General features: G+C 70.1%; 16 protein-coding genes. All 16 read right to left on the reverse strand.

Annotation, left to right across the window (positions count from 1 at the left end):
• Nucleotides 1-15 precede the first annotated feature (15 nt).
• Genes ACFZCE_RS09600 through ACFZCE_RS09675 form a run of 16 tightly spaced genes read right to left on the reverse strand, consistent with a single transcriptional unit; the run spans nucleotide 16 to nucleotide 15,447 of the window.
• On the reverse strand, nucleotides 16-1,242 hold the full coding sequence (locus ACFZCE_RS09600; protein WP_390938332.1) for a beta-ketoacyl-ACP synthase: 1,227 nt from the start codon (nucleotides 1,240-1,242) through the stop codon (nucleotides 16-18).
• Nucleotides 1,242-1,970, reverse strand: a complete 729-nt coding sequence (gene fabG, locus ACFZCE_RS09605) for a 3-oxoacyl-ACP reductase FabG (RefSeq protein WP_390938333.1) — start codon at nucleotides 1,968-1,970, stop codon at nucleotides 1,242-1,244. Before fabG ends, ACFZCE_RS09600 begins: the two co-directional genes overlap by 1 nt.
• A complete protein-coding gene (locus ACFZCE_RS09610; RefSeq protein WP_390938335.1) occupies nucleotides 1,963-2,427 on the reverse strand; it encodes a 3-hydroxylacyl-ACP dehydratase in 465 nt (154 codons plus the stop codon). Before ACFZCE_RS09610 ends, fabG begins: the two co-directional genes overlap by 8 nt.
• On the reverse strand, nucleotides 2,424-3,605 hold the full coding sequence (locus ACFZCE_RS09615; protein ID WP_390938337.1) for a beta-ketoacyl-ACP synthase: 1,182 nt from the start codon (nucleotides 3,603-3,605) through the stop codon (nucleotides 2,424-2,426). Before ACFZCE_RS09615 ends, ACFZCE_RS09610 begins: the two co-directional genes overlap by 4 nt.
• Entirely contained in the window at nucleotides 3,602-4,093 is a 492-nt protein-coding gene (locus ACFZCE_RS09620; protein ID WP_390938338.1) for a hypothetical protein, read from the reverse strand. The genes ACFZCE_RS09615 and ACFZCE_RS09620 overlap by 4 nt, the downstream gene beginning before the upstream one ends.
• Nucleotides 4,090-5,334, reverse strand: a complete 1,245-nt coding sequence (locus tag ACFZCE_RS09625) for a tryptophan 7-halogenase (protein WP_390938340.1) — start codon at nucleotides 5,332-5,334, stop codon at nucleotides 4,090-4,092. The genes ACFZCE_RS09620 and ACFZCE_RS09625 overlap by 4 nt, the downstream gene beginning before the upstream one ends.
• Nucleotides 5,327-6,475, reverse strand: coding sequence for a sodium:proton antiporter (locus ACFZCE_RS09630; protein WP_390938341.1), 1,149 nt, complete (start codon nucleotides 6,473-6,475; stop codon nucleotides 5,327-5,329). Before ACFZCE_RS09630 ends, ACFZCE_RS09625 begins: the two co-directional genes overlap by 8 nt.
• Nucleotides 6,472-8,796 carry an MMPL family transporter gene (locus tag ACFZCE_RS09635; RefSeq protein WP_390938343.1) on the reverse strand — a complete coding sequence of 775 codons (2,325 nt, stop codon included), beginning with the start codon at nucleotides 8,794-8,796 and terminating at the stop codon, nucleotides 6,472-6,474. The genes ACFZCE_RS09630 and ACFZCE_RS09635 overlap by 4 nt, the downstream gene beginning before the upstream one ends.
• Entirely contained in the window at nucleotides 8,786-9,385 is a 600-nt protein-coding gene (locus ACFZCE_RS09640; protein ID WP_390938344.1) for a LolA-related protein, read from the reverse strand. Before ACFZCE_RS09640 ends, ACFZCE_RS09635 begins: the two co-directional genes overlap by 11 nt.
• Nucleotides 9,382-9,807, reverse strand: coding sequence for a thioesterase family protein (locus tag ACFZCE_RS09645; protein WP_390938346.1), 426 nt, complete (start codon nucleotides 9,805-9,807; stop codon nucleotides 9,382-9,384). The genes ACFZCE_RS09640 and ACFZCE_RS09645 overlap by 4 nt, the downstream gene beginning before the upstream one ends.
• Nucleotides 9,800-11,335, reverse strand: a complete 1,536-nt coding sequence (hutH, locus tag ACFZCE_RS09650) for an aromatic amino acid lyase (RefSeq protein ID WP_390938348.1) — start codon at nucleotides 11,333-11,335, stop codon at nucleotides 9,800-9,802. The genes ACFZCE_RS09645 and hutH overlap by 8 nt, the downstream gene beginning before the upstream one ends.
• On the reverse strand, nucleotides 11,328-12,257 hold the full coding sequence (locus ACFZCE_RS09655) for a glycosyl transferase (protein WP_390938350.1): 930 nt from the start codon (nucleotides 12,255-12,257) through the stop codon (nucleotides 11,328-11,330). Before ACFZCE_RS09655 ends, hutH begins: the two co-directional genes overlap by 8 nt.
• The gene (locus ACFZCE_RS09660) at nucleotides 12,254-13,003 is read right to left on the reverse strand and encodes a glycosyltransferase (protein ID WP_390938351.1); all 750 of its coding nucleotides are present in this window, start codon (nucleotides 13,001-13,003) and stop codon (nucleotides 12,254-12,256) included. Before ACFZCE_RS09660 ends, ACFZCE_RS09655 begins: the two co-directional genes overlap by 4 nt.
• The gene (locus ACFZCE_RS09665; RefSeq protein ID WP_390938353.1) at nucleotides 12,996-14,663 is read right to left on the reverse strand and encodes an AMP-binding protein; all 1,668 of its coding nucleotides are present in this window, start codon (nucleotides 14,661-14,663) and stop codon (nucleotides 12,996-12,998) included. The genes ACFZCE_RS09660 and ACFZCE_RS09665 overlap by 8 nt, the downstream gene beginning before the upstream one ends.
• Nucleotides 14,660-15,196: a hypothetical protein gene (locus ACFZCE_RS09670; protein WP_390938354.1), complete on the reverse strand. Its 537-nt coding sequence runs from the start codon at nucleotides 15,194-15,196 to the stop codon at nucleotides 14,660-14,662. The genes ACFZCE_RS09665 and ACFZCE_RS09670 overlap by 4 nt, the downstream gene beginning before the upstream one ends.
• Nucleotides 15,193-15,447, reverse strand: a complete 255-nt coding sequence (locus tag ACFZCE_RS09675; RefSeq protein ID WP_390938357.1) for an acyl carrier protein — start codon at nucleotides 15,445-15,447, stop codon at nucleotides 15,193-15,195. Before ACFZCE_RS09675 ends, ACFZCE_RS09670 begins: the two co-directional genes overlap by 4 nt.
• Between the last annotated feature and the right edge of the window lie 9 nt (nucleotides 15,448-15,456).

Genomic DNA, 15,456 nt, shown 5'->3' on the forward strand with positions numbered 1-15,456 from the left:
GTTCACTCCTGTGGTTTAGGTCCAGCGTTTGAAAATCAACGAGGTGTTCACCCCGCCGAAGGCGAAATTGTTGTTCATCGCGTATTCGTGGCTCATCACCCGCAGGCCGCCGCGCAGGTAGTCGAGCTCGCCGCAGCGTGGGTCGACGTCGTCGAGGTTGAGGGTGTGCACGTAGCGCTCACCGCGCAGCATCTCGATGGTGAACCACGACTCCAGCGCGCCGCAGGCGCCGAGGGTGTGGCCGAGGAAGCTTTTTTGCGAGCTGATCGGCATGCGCGGGCCGAACAAACTGCTGGTGGCCAGGGTTTCGGCGATGTCGCCCTGCTCGGTGGCGGTGCCGTGGCCGTTCACGTAGCCGACTGCTTCGGCGGGCAGGCCGGCGTCTTCCAGCGCCAGCTCCATGGCCCGGCGCATGGTCGCCTGCTCGGGGCGGGTGCTGTGCTGGCCGTCGGCGTTGCTGCCGAAGCCGACGATTTCCGCGTAGATGGTCGCGCCACGGGCACGGGCGTGTTCCAGCTCCTCTAGCACCAGCATGCCAGCGCCTTCGCCGATCACCAGGCCGTCGCGGCCGCTGTCGTAGGGGCGCGGGCTCAGGTGTGGGGTGTCGTTCTTCAGGCTGGTGGCGTACAGCGCGTCGAACACCATCGCCTCGGTGGGGCACAGCTCTTCGGCGCCGCCGGCGAGCATCAGCGGCAGGCGGCCGAACTTGATCGCCTCATAGGCATAGCCGATGCCCTGGCTGCCGCTGGTGCAGGCGCTGGAGGTGGGGATCAGGCGCCCGGTCAGGCCAAAGAAGATGCTGATGTTCGCCGCGGTGGTGTGCGGCATCATCCGCACGTACGAGTTGGCGTTGAGCCCGTCGGCCACCGAATTGAGCAGCATGTTGCCGAAGGCTTTGATTTCATCGGTGCTGCCGGTCGACGAACCACAGGCCACGCCCATCCGGCCGTCGGTGATGGCTGCCGCGCCGAGCAGGCCGGCATCGGCCAGGGCCCGTTCCGAGGCAGCCACGGCCAGGCGCGACACCCGGCCCATGCTGCGCAATTGTTTGCGCGTCCAGTGCGCCGGCACGGCAAAGCCGTCTACCGGGCCGGCCAGGCGGGTGCCCAGTTCTTCGAAACGGTCCCATTCAGCCATGCGCCGGATGCCGCTGCGGCCGGCCTCGAACTGCGCGGCAATGCTCGCCCAGTCGCTGCCCAGGGCGGTGATGCCGGCCATGCCGGTGACAACCACGCGTTTCATCAGCACAGCCCCCCGTTCACCGCGAGCACTTGGCGGGTGATGTAGCCAGCCTCGGCCGACATCAGGAAGTTCACCGCGCCGGCCACCTCTTCGGGGGTGCCCATGCGCTGCGCCGGGATCATCTTCAGCAGTTCTTCGACCGGTACTTGTTCATCGAGCATGGCCGTGTCGATCAACCCTGGCGCCACGCAGTTCACGGTGATCTTGCGTTTCGCCAGCTCGACCGCGAGGGCCTTGGCCGCGCCGATCACGCCGGCCTTCGAGGCGCTGTAATTCACCTGGCCACGGTTGCCGATCAGCCCCGACACCGAGGTGATGCAAACGATACGCCCCGGCGCGCGGCGGCGGATCATCGGCATCGTCAACGGGTGCAGCACGTTGTAGAAGCCGTCGAGGTTGGTGCGCAGCACTTGGTCCCAATCGGCGTCGGTGAGCGCCGGGAAGGCGCCGTCGCGGGTCAGGCCGGCGTTGCAGACCACGCCGTAATAGGCGCCAAAGGCTTCTACGTCGGCCTCCAAGGCCTGCCGGCAGGCGCCGCGGTCGGCCACGTCGAATTGCAGCACCCGGGCGTTGCGGCCCAGGGCCTGCACCTCGGCGGCCACGGCTTGGGCCTCGGCGAGGCCGGCACGGCAATGCAGCACGAGGTCGAAGCCGGCCTGGGCCAGGCGCAGGGCGATGGCCCGGCCAATGCCGCGGCTGGAGCCGGTGACCAGGATGGTGTCAGTCATGGGGTGTTTCCTGTACGTGGGCCAGATAATCACCGGCGTTGGGCGGCCGATACACGTTCAAGCGTGCCTCGGCCTGCAGCCCGTCGCCGCTGATGTGGCATTCGAAAACGCCCATGCCGCTCTCGTCTTCGAGCGAGCGCAGGGCGCGCAGGGTCAAGCGGCTACCGGCGGGGAAGCGCTCTACGTTGCAGCTGTACTTGCGGGTGCCGAGCAAGAAACCCATGGCGATCGGCACCCCTTCGCGGCGCGCGCGGCAGCCGGCGTAGGCGGCGATGGCCTGCGCCATCAGTTCGACGCCGGCCCAGGCCGGCAGGCTGCCGTCGGGGTCGTTGAAGGGGCCGCCCGGGCGCACGGTGGCGCAGGCCTCGAGGCTGTCGTCGTCGAAGCGCAGCACGCCGTCGAGCAGGATCATGTTGCCGGCGTGGGGCAGCAGCTCTGCGATGGGCCAGTCGATCATGGGGCGGCTCCGATCACCAGGCTGACGTTATTGCCGCCAAAGGCGAATGAATTGCTCATCAGGTACGGCTGCAGCAACGGCTGGCCGGGCTCGGCCAGGCGCAGCGCCGGCAGGCCTGGGTCGGCCACGCCGTCCCACAGGTGTGGCGGCAGTTGCCGGTGCTGCAGGCTCAGCCAGCAGAACGCCGCCTCCAGCGCCGCCGCGGCGCCGAGGGTGTGGCCGCTCATGGGTTTGGTCGATGAGCACGGCACGCCCTGGGGGAAGACCGCGGCCACCGCCAGGCTTTCCATGGCGTCGTTGTGCAGCGTGGCGGTGCCGTGCAGGTTCAGGTAGCCGATCTGCTCGGGCGCCAGCCCGGCCTGGGCCAAGGCCTGGCGCATGGCGCTGATGGCCCCGGCGCCGTCGGGGGCGGGGGCCGAGATATGGTGCGCGTCGGAGCTGGCGCCGGCGCCGAGCAGGGCGATCGCCGGGCCCTCGGTGGGGCGCTCGCGGGTCATCAGGAACACCACCGCCGCCTCACCGATGTTGATGCCGTCGCGGTTCGCCGAGCAGGGGTTGCAGCGCTCGGCGGAGACCGCTGCCAGCGAGCTGAAACCGGCCACGGTGAGCTGGCAGAGGGTGTCTACCCCGCCGCACACCACCGCATCCACGGCGTTCATCGCCAACAGCCGGCGCGCGCTCATCAGCGCCCGGCCGCTGGAGGTGCAGGCGGTGGAGATCACGTAGGTCGGGCCCTGGCTGCCCAGCCACTGCGCCAGGCACTCGGCCGGGGACTCCAACAGTTGCTGCGGGTAGGGGTAGCCTGCCGGCAGCGCGCCGCTGTGCAAGTAAGCCTGCAGGCCGCCGCGGGATTCCTCGATGCCCGAGGTGCTGGTGCCGAGGATCACCGCCACCCGCGCCGCGCCGTAACGCTGCACGGCCTCGCGCAGGGGCGCTTCGATCTGCCCGGCGGCCTGCAGCAGCAGGCGGTTGTTGCGGCTGCCGTGGGCGGCCAGGGCTGGCGCCAGCGCGGCCGGCTCCGGGCCACGCAGCGGCGCCACCAGCGCCAGGCCTTCGGGCAGCCAGCCGGCCTGGCGGCGCAGCCCGCTGCTGTCGCCGGCCAGCAGCGCGGCGGCGACGGCAGCCTGGTTTTGCCCCAGGGCGCAGTTCAGGCCCAGGGCGTTGAGAAACGCGGTCATTCTGTGATCTCGGCGGGCAACGGGCTGACCATGTAATGCAAACCGTGCGCAAGGTTCAGGGAAAAGTACAACGGCTGGCCGTAGTTCACCGTCCAGCGGCTACCCAGGCTGCGTAGGGTGCCATCACGGCTGGCCTTCGGGTAGCTGGCGAGCAGTTGGTCGTCGGGGGTGAGGGCAAACAGCAGGCCGGCGAACAGCTCACGCGCCGCCGGGTTGGGCGGCAGCAGGCCGTCGGCTTCCCAGCGGTGGCCGAGCAGGCGCTGGCGGGCCTGGGGGATGCCGAGAAAATCCAGCAGCGACCAGCGCAGCGCGCCGTTTTCTTCCTGCACCACGAGCATCCAGTCTTCGTGCTGGTCGCCCTGCTGGCGCACCACGTGCAGTTGCAGCGGCAGTTGCAGGCGTGGCGTATCGGCCGGCAGCGGCGGGTGGCCGGCGCAACCGGCGAGCAGCATCAGCGCCAGCAGGCAAAAGCCGTACAGGCGCCTCACGCGAGGCTCCCCTGGCACACTTCGGCGAGCATCCGCAGGCGCCGCTGGGGTTCACGTACAAAGGGGTTGCTTTCATCCCAGGCGTAGCCGGCGAGGATCGAGCAGATCATCTCGCGAATGTTCGCCTGGGCGTCGGGGTAGTAGATCACGTCCTGGAAGTACCCGGCGTACCAGCCCTCAACGTAGGCGCGGAAGGCATCCACGCCGCGCTGCAGGGGCGTGGCGAACTCGCCTTGCCAGTCTACCGCCTCGCCTTGCAATTGGCGGTGCAGCAGTGCCGCGGCCATGCTCGCCGAACGCATGGCGATGGTCACCCCCGAGGAGAACACCGGGTCGAGGAATTCCGCCGCGTTGCCCAGCAGGGCAAAGCCCGGGCCGTGCAGGCGCTTGACGTTCGCCGCGTAGCCGCCGAGGGTGCGCGCGGGGGTGTCCCAGCGCGCCTGTTCCAGCACCCGCGCCAGGCTTGGCGTGCTCGCCACAAAGCCCTTCAGGCAGGCATCGAGGTCGTCGAGCTTACCGGCGTAATGCTCCTCGCCGGCGACCACGCCCAGCGAGCAGCGGCCGTTGCTGAAGGGGATGGTCCAGAACCACACATCGCGGTGTTCGGGGTGGGTGGTGATGAGGATTTTCTCGCGGTCGAAGCCCGGGCCGGTGATGCGGTCTTCGAGGTGGGTGAACACCGCCCGGCGCACCGGGAAGGCGCTTGGCGCTTCGAGGTCGAGCAGGCGCGGCAGCACCCGGCCATAGCCGCTGGCGTCGAGCACGAAGCTTGCCGCCAGGTGGTACTCGCTGCCGTCGGCGCGGCGCACCCACAGCTGTGGCTGGGCCGAGAAGTCCACGCGGATGACCTCTTCTTCATAGCGCACCACCACGCCCTGGGCCTCGGCCTGGTCGGCCAGCACCTTGTCGAAGTCCGCGCGCTGCACCTGGAAGGTGGTTGGCCGGCCGTTGCTCGAGGTTTGCCCGAAGTCGAACGCGGTGTAGCGCTCGCCCCAGGCGAACGCCGCGCCGTTCTTCAGCTGGAAGCCCGCGGCCTGCACCGCCGGCAGCATGCCGGCTTCCTCGACGAAATCCAGGCAGTGCGAGAGCAGGCTTTCACCGATGGAGAAGCGCGGGAAGCGCTGGCGCTCGATGATCAGCACCTCATGGCCACGGCGCTTGAGCAGCGCGGCGGCGATGGCGCCGGCGGGGCCGGCGCCGATCACGACGATAGGGTGAAGGGGCTCTGGGGTATCAGGCACGGTGCCTCCTGGCGGTTTCGGAAGGGCGGGGCCTGGCGCGGTGCAAACCGGCCAGGGCGGGCATCAGGGTGGCGATCAGGCCCATGAGCATCAGCGCCAGGTAGGCGGCGGGGCTGATCAACTGCTGCTTGAGCAGCAGGTTGAGGAACACGATTTCGCTCAGGCCGCGAATGTTCAGCAGCAGCGCCTGCGGCCAACGCTCGGCGCGCGGCATGCCGGCCCAGGCCAAGCCCAGCCAGTTGCCGGCGATTTTCGCCACGGTGGGCGCCAGCAGCAGCGCCAGCCACTGCGCCAGGCTCAGGCTGGCCAGGGCCCCGGCGAGGTCTACCTGGACGATACCGGCAGTGAGCAGCAGCGGGATGGCCACGCCGTTCTGCAGCGGGCCCAGCCAGCGTGCGGGCAACGGCGGCACCAGCGGCTTGCCCAACCAGGCCAGGTTGAGCACGTAGCCCACGCCCAGCAGCAACGCGTTCAAGCGCAGTTGCTCGGCGGCCACCAACAGCGCGAAAAACAGCAGGCTGTAGGCCCACGGCGCGCGTACCCGGCACACATGCAGCAGCCACGGGCTGAATGCCGCCAGCAGCGGCCACAGCAGGCTGGCCAGGTGCAGGCTGCCCTGGGCCAGGCCGAGCAGGCTCCAGCAGGCCAGGTCGATGATGATCGCCGCCTGCATCAGCCGCGCGGTGGCCTCGGGCGGGTAGCCGATGTGCTTGAGGTACAGGTACAGCACCGGGATCGCGGTAATGGCGAACACCAGCCCCAACGCCAGGTGGCTGAGCCACGGCAGCCCCGGCAGTAGCCAGGCGGCCAGCGCCAGCCCGGCGCTGAACGGCACGGCAAAGCTGGGGGCGGCAATCTTCAGGCTTTGGCGGTTCAGGTCGAGGCCGATCACATCGCCGATGATCTGCCCCAGCAACAGCGCAAAGGCGCCGCTGTACAGCGCGTGCACCCAGGCGGGGGCCACCAGCGCGGCACCGTCGAGGTGCCAGTGCGGCTGCACGCCGTAGAGCATCAGCAACGGCAGGCCGAGCCCGGCCAGCAGCAATTGGCTGACGATCGGGATCAACCCGGCGCGGCGGCCCAGGCCGGTGGCCAGGGCGAACAGCCCCAGGGTGGCCAGCCAGAACAGTGCGACCATCATCGGGATGCCTCCTTGGCGGGGTTGGGTTTGGCCGCCCAGGGCGCGAGCAAAAAGCTGAACACCAGCCCCAGGCTGACCGCCAGGCCGAAGTTGCTCACCGCCGGGGTGCTCGACACCATCAGCAGCCCGAACGACAACCACGTGGTGATGGCCGCCAGCAAGGTGCCGAGCAGGCTGGTGGCGGTCCCCCCCACCTGCTCGCGCATGAGGATTGCGTAATCCACGCTGATCGCCGTGGCCAGCAGCAGGCCGAACACGCTGAAGAGGGTGAGCGGTTGCCCCAGCCAGCCCAGCCCGGCCAGGCTGCACAGCGCCGCCAGCAACGGCAGGGCGACCAGCTTGGCGGCGCCGCCGAGGCCAAAGGGCGCGATCAACAACAGTAGGATCAACCCGCAAGAGAGCAGCTTGAGTTCTGCGGCGCTGACCTGGGTGGCGGCAAAGGTGTGGTTCAGCGCGCCCAGGCGGTCGACCCACTGCACGCCGGGCAGGCCGTCGGCGGCGTGCGCCAGCAAGGTGGCGTCGGCCAGCCCCTGCAGGCTCACCGCGCCGGCCACGCCGTGGGCATTGGGGCCCAACCAGAGCAAGCGCCAGGGCTCGCCAAGTGGCCCGGCGAGGGCTTGCTCAATGCTGAGCACCGGCAGTTGCTGAAGCTGCGCCAGCTCGGCGCGCAAGGCCGCCTCGGGCACCCCGGCCGCCACCAGCGGCTGCCAGTGGGCGGGTAGCTGGGCCAGCCCCTCGCGCAGCGCCGCTTGCTCGGCCGGCGCGCTGACCAGTTGGCTGAGGGCCATGAAGCCTTGCAACTGGTGCGCCGCCACCAACGGCTGCAGGCGCTCGGCCAGCGCCTGTTGGCGGGCCAGCAGCTCGCCTTCGTCACGGCCCTGCACCAGGAAGAACTGGCTGGTGGGCTGGTAACCGGTGATGCGCGCCACCGCCTTGGCCTGGGCGAGCAGTGCTGGCGAGCTGTCGATCCACTGGCGCAGGTCGTTGCGCACCTGCAACTGGTACACCCCGCCAGCGCACACCAGCAGCAGGCCGGCCAGCAGCCAGTAGCTGTTGACCCGCGCCAGCAGGGCCAGGCGCAGGCTGACCAAACGTTCGGCCAGCGCCAGCGGCCAGGCCGCCGGGCGCGGCGCGCCGGCCTTGAACAGCGCCGGCAGCAGGCAGGTGGCGGTGAGCCAGGCGCCGCACAGGCCGCCGGCGGAAAACAACGCGATCTGGGTCAGGGCCGGGAACGGCGTGAAGGCCAGCGCCAGGTAACCGATGCAACTGGTGGCCAGGCTCAGCGCCAGCCCCGGCAGGGTGGCCCGCAGCGCCGGCCAGGCCTGCCAGGGGCGCAGGCTCCAGCATTTGCTCAGGTAGTGCAGCGGGTAATCGACCGCCACCCCGATCAGGCTGGCGCCGAGCACCAGGGTCATCACGTGCACCTGGCCGAACACCGCCACGCACAGGGTGGTGCCGGCGAGCATGCCCACCGCCACCGGCAGCAACGCCAGCAGCACGCGGGCGCGGCGGAAGGCCACCAGCAACAGGGCGATGATCCCCAGGGTGGCGCCGCCGCCGACCCAAGTGATCTCGTTGCGCGCCTGTTGCTGGCCATTGGCGGCATACAGCAGGCCACTGGCGGCCAGCAGTTGCCCGCCAGCACGGCTGCTTTGCTCGCGGGCCTCGGCCACCCGCGCGGCGATTCGTTCCGGCAGGTGCAGGTCAAAGGCATTGCCGGCGGTGCGCGCCCGCAGCAGCACCCAGGTGTTGCCCTCGGCGTGGGCCAGCAGGGCGCCGCTGTTGAGGTCCAGTTGCACATTGGCGTGCTGCGGCTGGCTGTTCTGAATGCGTTGGCTGAGGCCCAGCCAGTCGTCCTGGCTGGGCACCAGGCTGAAGCCGGTGAAGGGGTCGAACAGTGCTTGCAGGCGCTGCTGGATGAACGCCTCCGGCTGGCCAAGCAGTTGCGCGCGGTCGGCGCTGGCGAGCATTGCCAGGCGGCCTTGCAGCAATTGCTGGCGCACCGTTGGGAGGTCGGCCTGCAGCGACCACTGCACTTGTTCGAACAGCCCGCTGGCCTGCCATTGCTCACCCAACTGGCGCGCCAGGGCAATCGCCTGGCCTTGCTCGGGGTGGCCTACCAGCACCAGCAGTTCACGGTTGAGCGGGGCCTGCATGCGTTGCTCGGCGGCGTGCACCAAGGCGTCGCTGTGGTCACCCGGCACCAGCGCCATCAGGTCGGCCGACACCGGCGCCGCGCCGCGCCACTGCCAGCCGGCCAGCGCCAGCAGCGCCAGCAACAGCAGCAGGAACAGCCGCGGCAGGCCGCGCTCAGTGCGCAAAGGCTTGTTGCTCCGTGGCGCTCAGGGCATCGCTGCCGGTGCTGGCCGGCAGCCGCAGCAGGGTGCGGTCGCCCTGGGTTTCGAACAGCTCGATCTGCTCGACGTACTGCCCGCCTTGCAGGTCGATGTGGCTGAACACTTGCTTGAGCAGCAGCGAGCGCGGCGTCAGCTGCACCTGCCAGTGGGCCAGGTCGCCTTGCAGGCTGAGCTCGAAGTCTTTGTTCAGCGCCGTGGCATCGCCACGCAGCACGGCAAAGAACAGCCGGTTTTGCTCGGCCCCGGCGGTTTTCGCCGGCAGCGCCTGCCAGCCGTTGGCGTCGCGGCGCCAGAGGCCGTTGTCGTCGATGCGGTAGTCCTGGCGCAGTGGTGTTTGCAGCAGCCAGAGCAGGCCGTGGTCCCGCGCCAGCACGAACTCGCCGCGGCTGGTGAGCGGCTGCGGCAGGCTGCGCAGGTATTTTTCCTGCACGAACGGCCCGCGCACGGCGGCCGGCTTGCCCAGTTGGGCGGCGAGTTCATCCAGGCTCAGCGCCTGGGCACTGCAGGGCAACCCGGCCAAGGCCAGGCACAGCAGGGCGAACAGGCGCTTCATGGCAAGGCCCTCTGTACGGCGTCGAGGAACACCTGCGGCGAGGCCAGTTGCATTTCGCGGCTGGCGATGGCCACCGCCACCTGCACGGTGCTGGCGCGGGTCAGCCGTTCGCCGCTGGCGGCGCAGCTGATCAGGTAGTGGATCTTCAAGCGGTTCTCCCATTCCACCAGGTCGGCGCGCACCACCAGCCGCTGGCCGAAGGTGGCGCCGCGGATGTAGCGCAGTTGCAGGTCGATCACCGGCCAGGCGTAGCCCGACGCGCGCATCTGCACGTAGTTGTGGCCGATCTGCTCGAGCAGCGCGCAGCGCGCCACCTCGAGGTACTTCACGTAATGGCCGTGCCAGACCACATCCATGCTGTCGACGTCGAAGAACGGCACCAGCACCTCGGTGTTGGCGTGGATCACGCCCTGGCTACGCATCGGCCATCTCCCAGTGCTGCGCGGCGATCCGCTCCAGGCAGTGGCGCAGCTCGGCTTCCAGCGCGCGGTCTTCTTCGAGCGGGGCGAACTCACCCAGCAGTTGCTCGTGCATCGCCGCCAACGCCGGCGGCAGTGGCCGCGCATCGTGGGCCTGGCCACGCAGCCACACGCCCTGGTTGGCCGCTAGCAGGGTGGCGGCGGCCACCTGTTCGGTGAGCGCCAGCACCCGCAGGGCGTCGCGCGCGGCGATGGTGCCCATGCTGACTTTGTCTTGGTTGTGGCATTCGGTGGAACGCGAGAACACGCTGGCCGGCATGGTCAGCTTGAGCGCTTCGGCGGTCCAGGCGCTGGCGCCGATCTGCACCGCTTTGAAGCCGTGGTTGATCATCGCGCGGGCCGGCGCGGCGCCGGAGAGGTTGCTCGGCAGGCCGTGGTTGTAGCGCACGTCTACCAGCAGCGCGAGCTGCCGGTCGAGCAGGTCGGCGACGTTGGCCACCAGGGTTTTCAGGCTGTCCATGGCAAAGGCGATGTGCCCGCCATAGAAGTGCCCGCCATGCAGCACCCGTTCGTGCTCGGCGTCGATGATCGGGTTGTCGTTGGCGCTGTTCAGCTCGGTTTCGATAAACCCGCGCAACCAGCCCAGGCTGTCGGCCAGCACCCCCAGTACGTGCGGCGCGCAGCGCAGTGAGTAGCGGTCTTGCAGGCGGTGCAGCGGCGCGGCGGGGGCATCAAGGGCCAGGTCCTGGCGCAGCCAGGCGGCCACCTGGGCCTGGCCGGGGTGGGGCTTGGCGCTGAACAGGCGTTCGTCGAAGTGCTCGGGGTTGCCCTGCAGCGCCAGCACGTTCAGCGCGGTGATGCGCGTGGCCAGGCGCAGCAGGTACTGCGCGCGGCTGAAGGCCAGGCAGGCCAGGCCGGTCATCACCGCGGTGCCGTTCATCAGCGCCAGCGCTTCCTTGGGGCGCAGCACCAGGGGCTGCCAGCCCAGTGCCCGGTGCACCTCGGCGCTGCTGCGGCGTTCGCCTTGGTAGAGCACTTCGCGCTCGCCGCAGAGGGCCGCGGCCACGTACGACAGCGGCGTGAGGTCGCCGCTGGCGCCCACCGAGCCCTCCTGGGGGATGATTGGCAGCACGCCTTCGGCGAGAAACGCCTGCAGGCGCTCGAGCAGTTCCAGGCGCACGCCGCTCATGCCGAAGGCCAACGATTGCAGGCGCGCGGCCAGCACCGCGCGGGTGGCTTCGGCGTCGAGCACCTCGCCCAGGCCGCAGCCATGGAAGGTGTACAGGTGGCGCGGCAGCGCTTCCACATGCTCGGCCGGCACGCCGACCACGCAGGAGTCGCCGTAACCGGTGGTCACGCCGTAGATCACCCCTTCCTTGGCCAGTAGGGTGTCGAGAAACCGCGCGCCACGGGCGATGCTTTCACGCCAGGCCGGCGCCTGTTCCAGGCGGGTGGGGGCCTGCAGGCGGGCCAGCGCCACGACCTGTTCGATGGAGAGCGGCGCGGGGCCGAAGGTGACCGGCTCAGACATGGGGCGGTTTCCAGAACGAATAGAAGTTGTACCACTGGCGCGGCGCGCGCTGGGCATAGTGGCCCAGGCGCTCGGCATAGCGTGCCGCCCATTGGCCGATGGCCTGCTCGCGCTCTGGCCGGCGCCAGGTAATGGCATTGGCGAAGGGCTCCAGGCTGACCCGGTAGCGCCCCTCGTGCTTGAGGCAGAACAGTAGGTTCACCGGGCACTTGAGCAACCCGGCGAGCAGCCACGGCCCTTGCGGGAAGGCCGCCGGGGCGCCGAGAAAGTCCACGGTCACGGTGCGCCCGCCGTGCAGCGGCACGCGGTCGCCGGCAATCGCCAGCCACTCGCCGCGCTCCAGGCGTTCGCTCAGTTGCAGCATGGTTGCCGGGTCCAGCTCGCTCACCTGCACCAGCCGCACATGGCTGGCGCCGGCTTCGCCGAGCAGGCGGTTGAAGCGTTCGGCGTGGCGGGTGTGCACCAGCACGTTCATCGCCACCCGCTCGCCGAGCTCGGCCAGCGCGCGGCACACCTCGAGGTTGCCCAGGTGCGCGCCCACCAGCATCTGCCCGCGGCCGCTGCGCAATTGGCTGCGCAGGCCGGCCGGGTCGTCGATGCTGATGTGCTCGAAGCCCAGCTTGCCGTTCCACACGTCGAGTTTGTCCAGCAGGGCGTCGGCAAAGGCCATGAACTGGCCAAACACCGAGCGCTGGCTGGGCGCCAGCGCCGGTTGCCCGGCCCAGGCCGCCAGCCGCGTTTGGTACTGCCAGGCGGCTTGGCGGGCGCGCCGGCCAAACACGAAGAAGTACAGCACGATGGCGTAGATCAGCGGCGCCAGCGCGCGCCGGCCGAGAACCTTCACGCCCCAGGCGGTGAGCTTCATCAGCCAGAAGCTGCCGCGCTCGCGGTGCGCGGCCCAGTGGGCCTGTGGCTCGCTCATCGGGCGCCCCGGCCTGGCGCCAGGCGCCGCCAGAGAATCGCCGGCCAGCGCAGCAACATGCCGAAGAACAGCCGCGCGTGCATGCGCGAGATCAGCACGTTGTCTTCGAAGGGGCGAAAGTGCGACACGCCATCGCTCGGGTAGTGCACGCGGGTTTGCAGCCAGTGCATCGGCTGGTTACGCCAGTGCAGGCGCACCAGCACCTCGGGGTCGAAGTCCATGCGCCGGCCCAGCCGGGCCTGGGCCAGCATCGCCAGCACCGGCGCCAGCGGGTACACGCGAAAGCCGCACATCGAATCCGGAATGCTCAGCGACAAGGTGTTGATCCACACCCATACGTGGGTGAGGTAGCGCGCGTAGAGGCGGCCCTTGGGCACGCTGGCGTCGTATTGCGGGTAGCCGCAGATCAGCGCGCCAGGGCGCTCGGCCGAGGCGCTGATAAAGCGCCGCACGTCGGCGAGGTCGTGCTGGCCGTCGGCGTCTACCTGCAGGGCGTGGCTGAAGCCCAGGCGCTGGGCCTCGCGCAGGCCGGCCATGACCGCGCCGCCCTTGCCCTGGTTGGCCGGCAGGCGCACCAGCCAGGTGTTGGGCTGTGCGGCCAGCGCATCCAGTACGCTGGCGCAGGGCGCGTGGCTGGCGTCGTCGACCAGCACGCAGGGCAGGCCCTCGGCCAGCAATGCGTGCACCACCGCCGGCACCGCGCGTTCGTGGTTGTACACCGGGATCACCGCGCAGGGCTTATGCATCGGCGGCCTCCAGCACCACGCGGCCGCTGGAGCAGGGCGCGCCGTCGCGGCTGTAGGCGAAGTACAGCTTGCCGCGCTCGGCGTCGAAACGCAGGGTGAGCTGCAAGGGGTCCCCCGGGCGCACCAGTTGCTGGAACTTCAGCACTTCCATGCCGGCGAAGCGGGGCGGCAGCGCCAGCCGTTCGCGGCCCAGTTGCAGCGCCCAATCGACCTGCACCACCCCCGGCAGCACCGGGGCGCTGGGGAAGTGGCCGGTGAAGCAGGCGAGGTCGACCGGCACCCGCAGTTGCAGCGCCCATTCGCCGTTGGCGTTTTGTTCGGCGCTGAGCTGTTCCGGCGCGCGTGGGCGTTCGGCGTGCAGCAGCGCTTCAATGCTGGCCTGGGGCAGCTTGCCCTGGGCGTTGAACGGCAACTGCGTGACGAACCGCCAGCGCCGCGGCAGGGCCAGGGCTTCGCAGTGCCCGGCCAGGTGTTCCCGCAGGCCCGCGGTGAGCGCGCGGCGGCCCTGGCTGCGCAAGGCGTGCAGGCCGGCGCGGCTGAGCACCAGCAGCGCGCCGAGGTTGGCGCGGCCGCCCTGCACCAGGCCGAGGCGGGCGTCTTCCACCCACGGGTGGGCGGCCAGTGCCTGTTCGAGCATCGGCAGCGAGATGCGTTTTTCTTCCAGCTTGACGATGCGGTCGAGCCGCCCCAGCAGGCGCAACTGGCCGCTGGCGTTGAGCTCGGCGGCATCCTGGGTGGCCTCTACATGGCCCGCGGGCAGGTACGGCGAGGCTACCTGCAGGGCGCCGTGTTCATCCAGGCCGAGCTGCACGCCAGCGAACGGCTGCCACCAGTCGCCACCCTGGCGCCAGGCGATGCCGCCGGTTTCCGAGCTGCCCAGCACCTCCGCCGGCCACTGGCCCAGGCGTTCGGCCAGTTCAGCCGCGGCACTGGCCGGCAGCGCGCCACCGGAGGAAAACACCCGCGCCACCTTGGCCAGCGCCGGCCAGTCGAGGTTGCCGCCCATGCGCTTGAGCAGCGCCGGGCTGGCCACCCAGGCGAAGGCCGGGTGCTCGCGGCTGGCTTGTTGCAGGTCTTCGGCGAACGGCAACTGCCGGCGCAGCGTGGCGCGCCCGGCGCACAGCGGCCAGAGCACGCGGAACAGCAAGCCGTAGATGTGCTGGGTGGCCACGCTGCCGATCACCGTCGCCTCGCCCAGGGCCGGGCCCCAGAGTTGTTCGAGGGCGGCCACTTCATTGGCCAACTGGCCCAGGGTTTTATCGATTTTCTTCGGCTCGCCGCTGGAACCGGAGGTGCACAGGCTCAGTTGGCAGGCATCCAGGCCGAGCGCGGCGGGGGCCAGTGGCGTGCCCTGGGGCAGTTCATCGGCCTGGGTGATCCACAGCTCGGCCTCGGCCGCCCAGCGTTGGCGGGTGTGCGGCTGCAGGTCGGGCGGCAGCATGACCTGGGCGCCGCAGCGCCAGGCGCCGAACAGCGCGATGGAAAACACCGCGGCGTCTTCCAGGCAGATCGCCACCCGGCGCACGCCCTGGGCCTGCAGCGCGCCGGCGCAGGCCAGCACGGCGGCCAGCCACTGGTCATGGGCCAGGGCCGGGCCATGGCTGACCGGGCGCCCAGGCAGCGGTTCGAGCAGCAGGTGTTCGGGTGCCAGCCAGTTCATGCGCTGGCCCTCAGCCGCTGCCGCAGCAGCCATTCGCCGGCGAACAGCAGGCCCATCAAGGCGTAGGCGATCACCCCGGTGTAGAGCGTCCACCAGGCCAGCGGCGCCCAGGCCGCGAGGGCGGCGGCGGCCAGGCCGTTGCCGAGGAAGAACAGGCACCACACCTGGGTGACCCGGCGCGTGTAACGCACCGCCTGGGGCGGCAACTTCGGCTCGCGCAGCCGCGCCAGGCGCTCGACCATCGGCATGCCGCGCACCAGGCTCAGGCCGAACACCGCCAGCAGCGCGGCGCTGATCAGCACCGGGTAGGCGCGCAGCCAGCGTGGGTCATCGGCCCAGGCCAAGGCCGCGCAGAACGCCAGCGCCAGCCCTGCCAGCCAGCGCTGGCCACCGCCGGCCAGCGCGCGGCCGGCCCACAGCAGTGCCAGCAGCGCGGCGAATTGCCAGGGGGCGAAGTGCCCCATCCCGTAGTGCACCGCAAAGGGGTACAGCAACCCCATCAGCAGTAACGCCGCGCCCGCCCACTGCTTCATGCGGCGGTGGCGACCATGCGGTGAACGGCCTCGACCACATCGCCCACGGTGCGCACCGACTTGAAGTCTTCGGCGGCGATCTTCTTGCCGGTCTGGCGCTTGATGTGGTCGATCAGGTCGACGGCATCGATGCTGTCGATCTCGAGGTCCTGATACAGGTGGGCTTCCAGGGTCACGCGCTGCGGCTCGATCTCGAACAGCTCGACCAGGGCGGCCTTCAAGGCCTGGAAAATGTCTTCACGGGTTTGCATGGTACGGTC

The organism is Pseudomonas sp. NPDC007930, assembly GCF_042958985.1.
Classification (GTDB): domain Bacteria; phylum Pseudomonadota; class Gammaproteobacteria; order Pseudomonadales; family Pseudomonadaceae; genus Aquipseudomonas.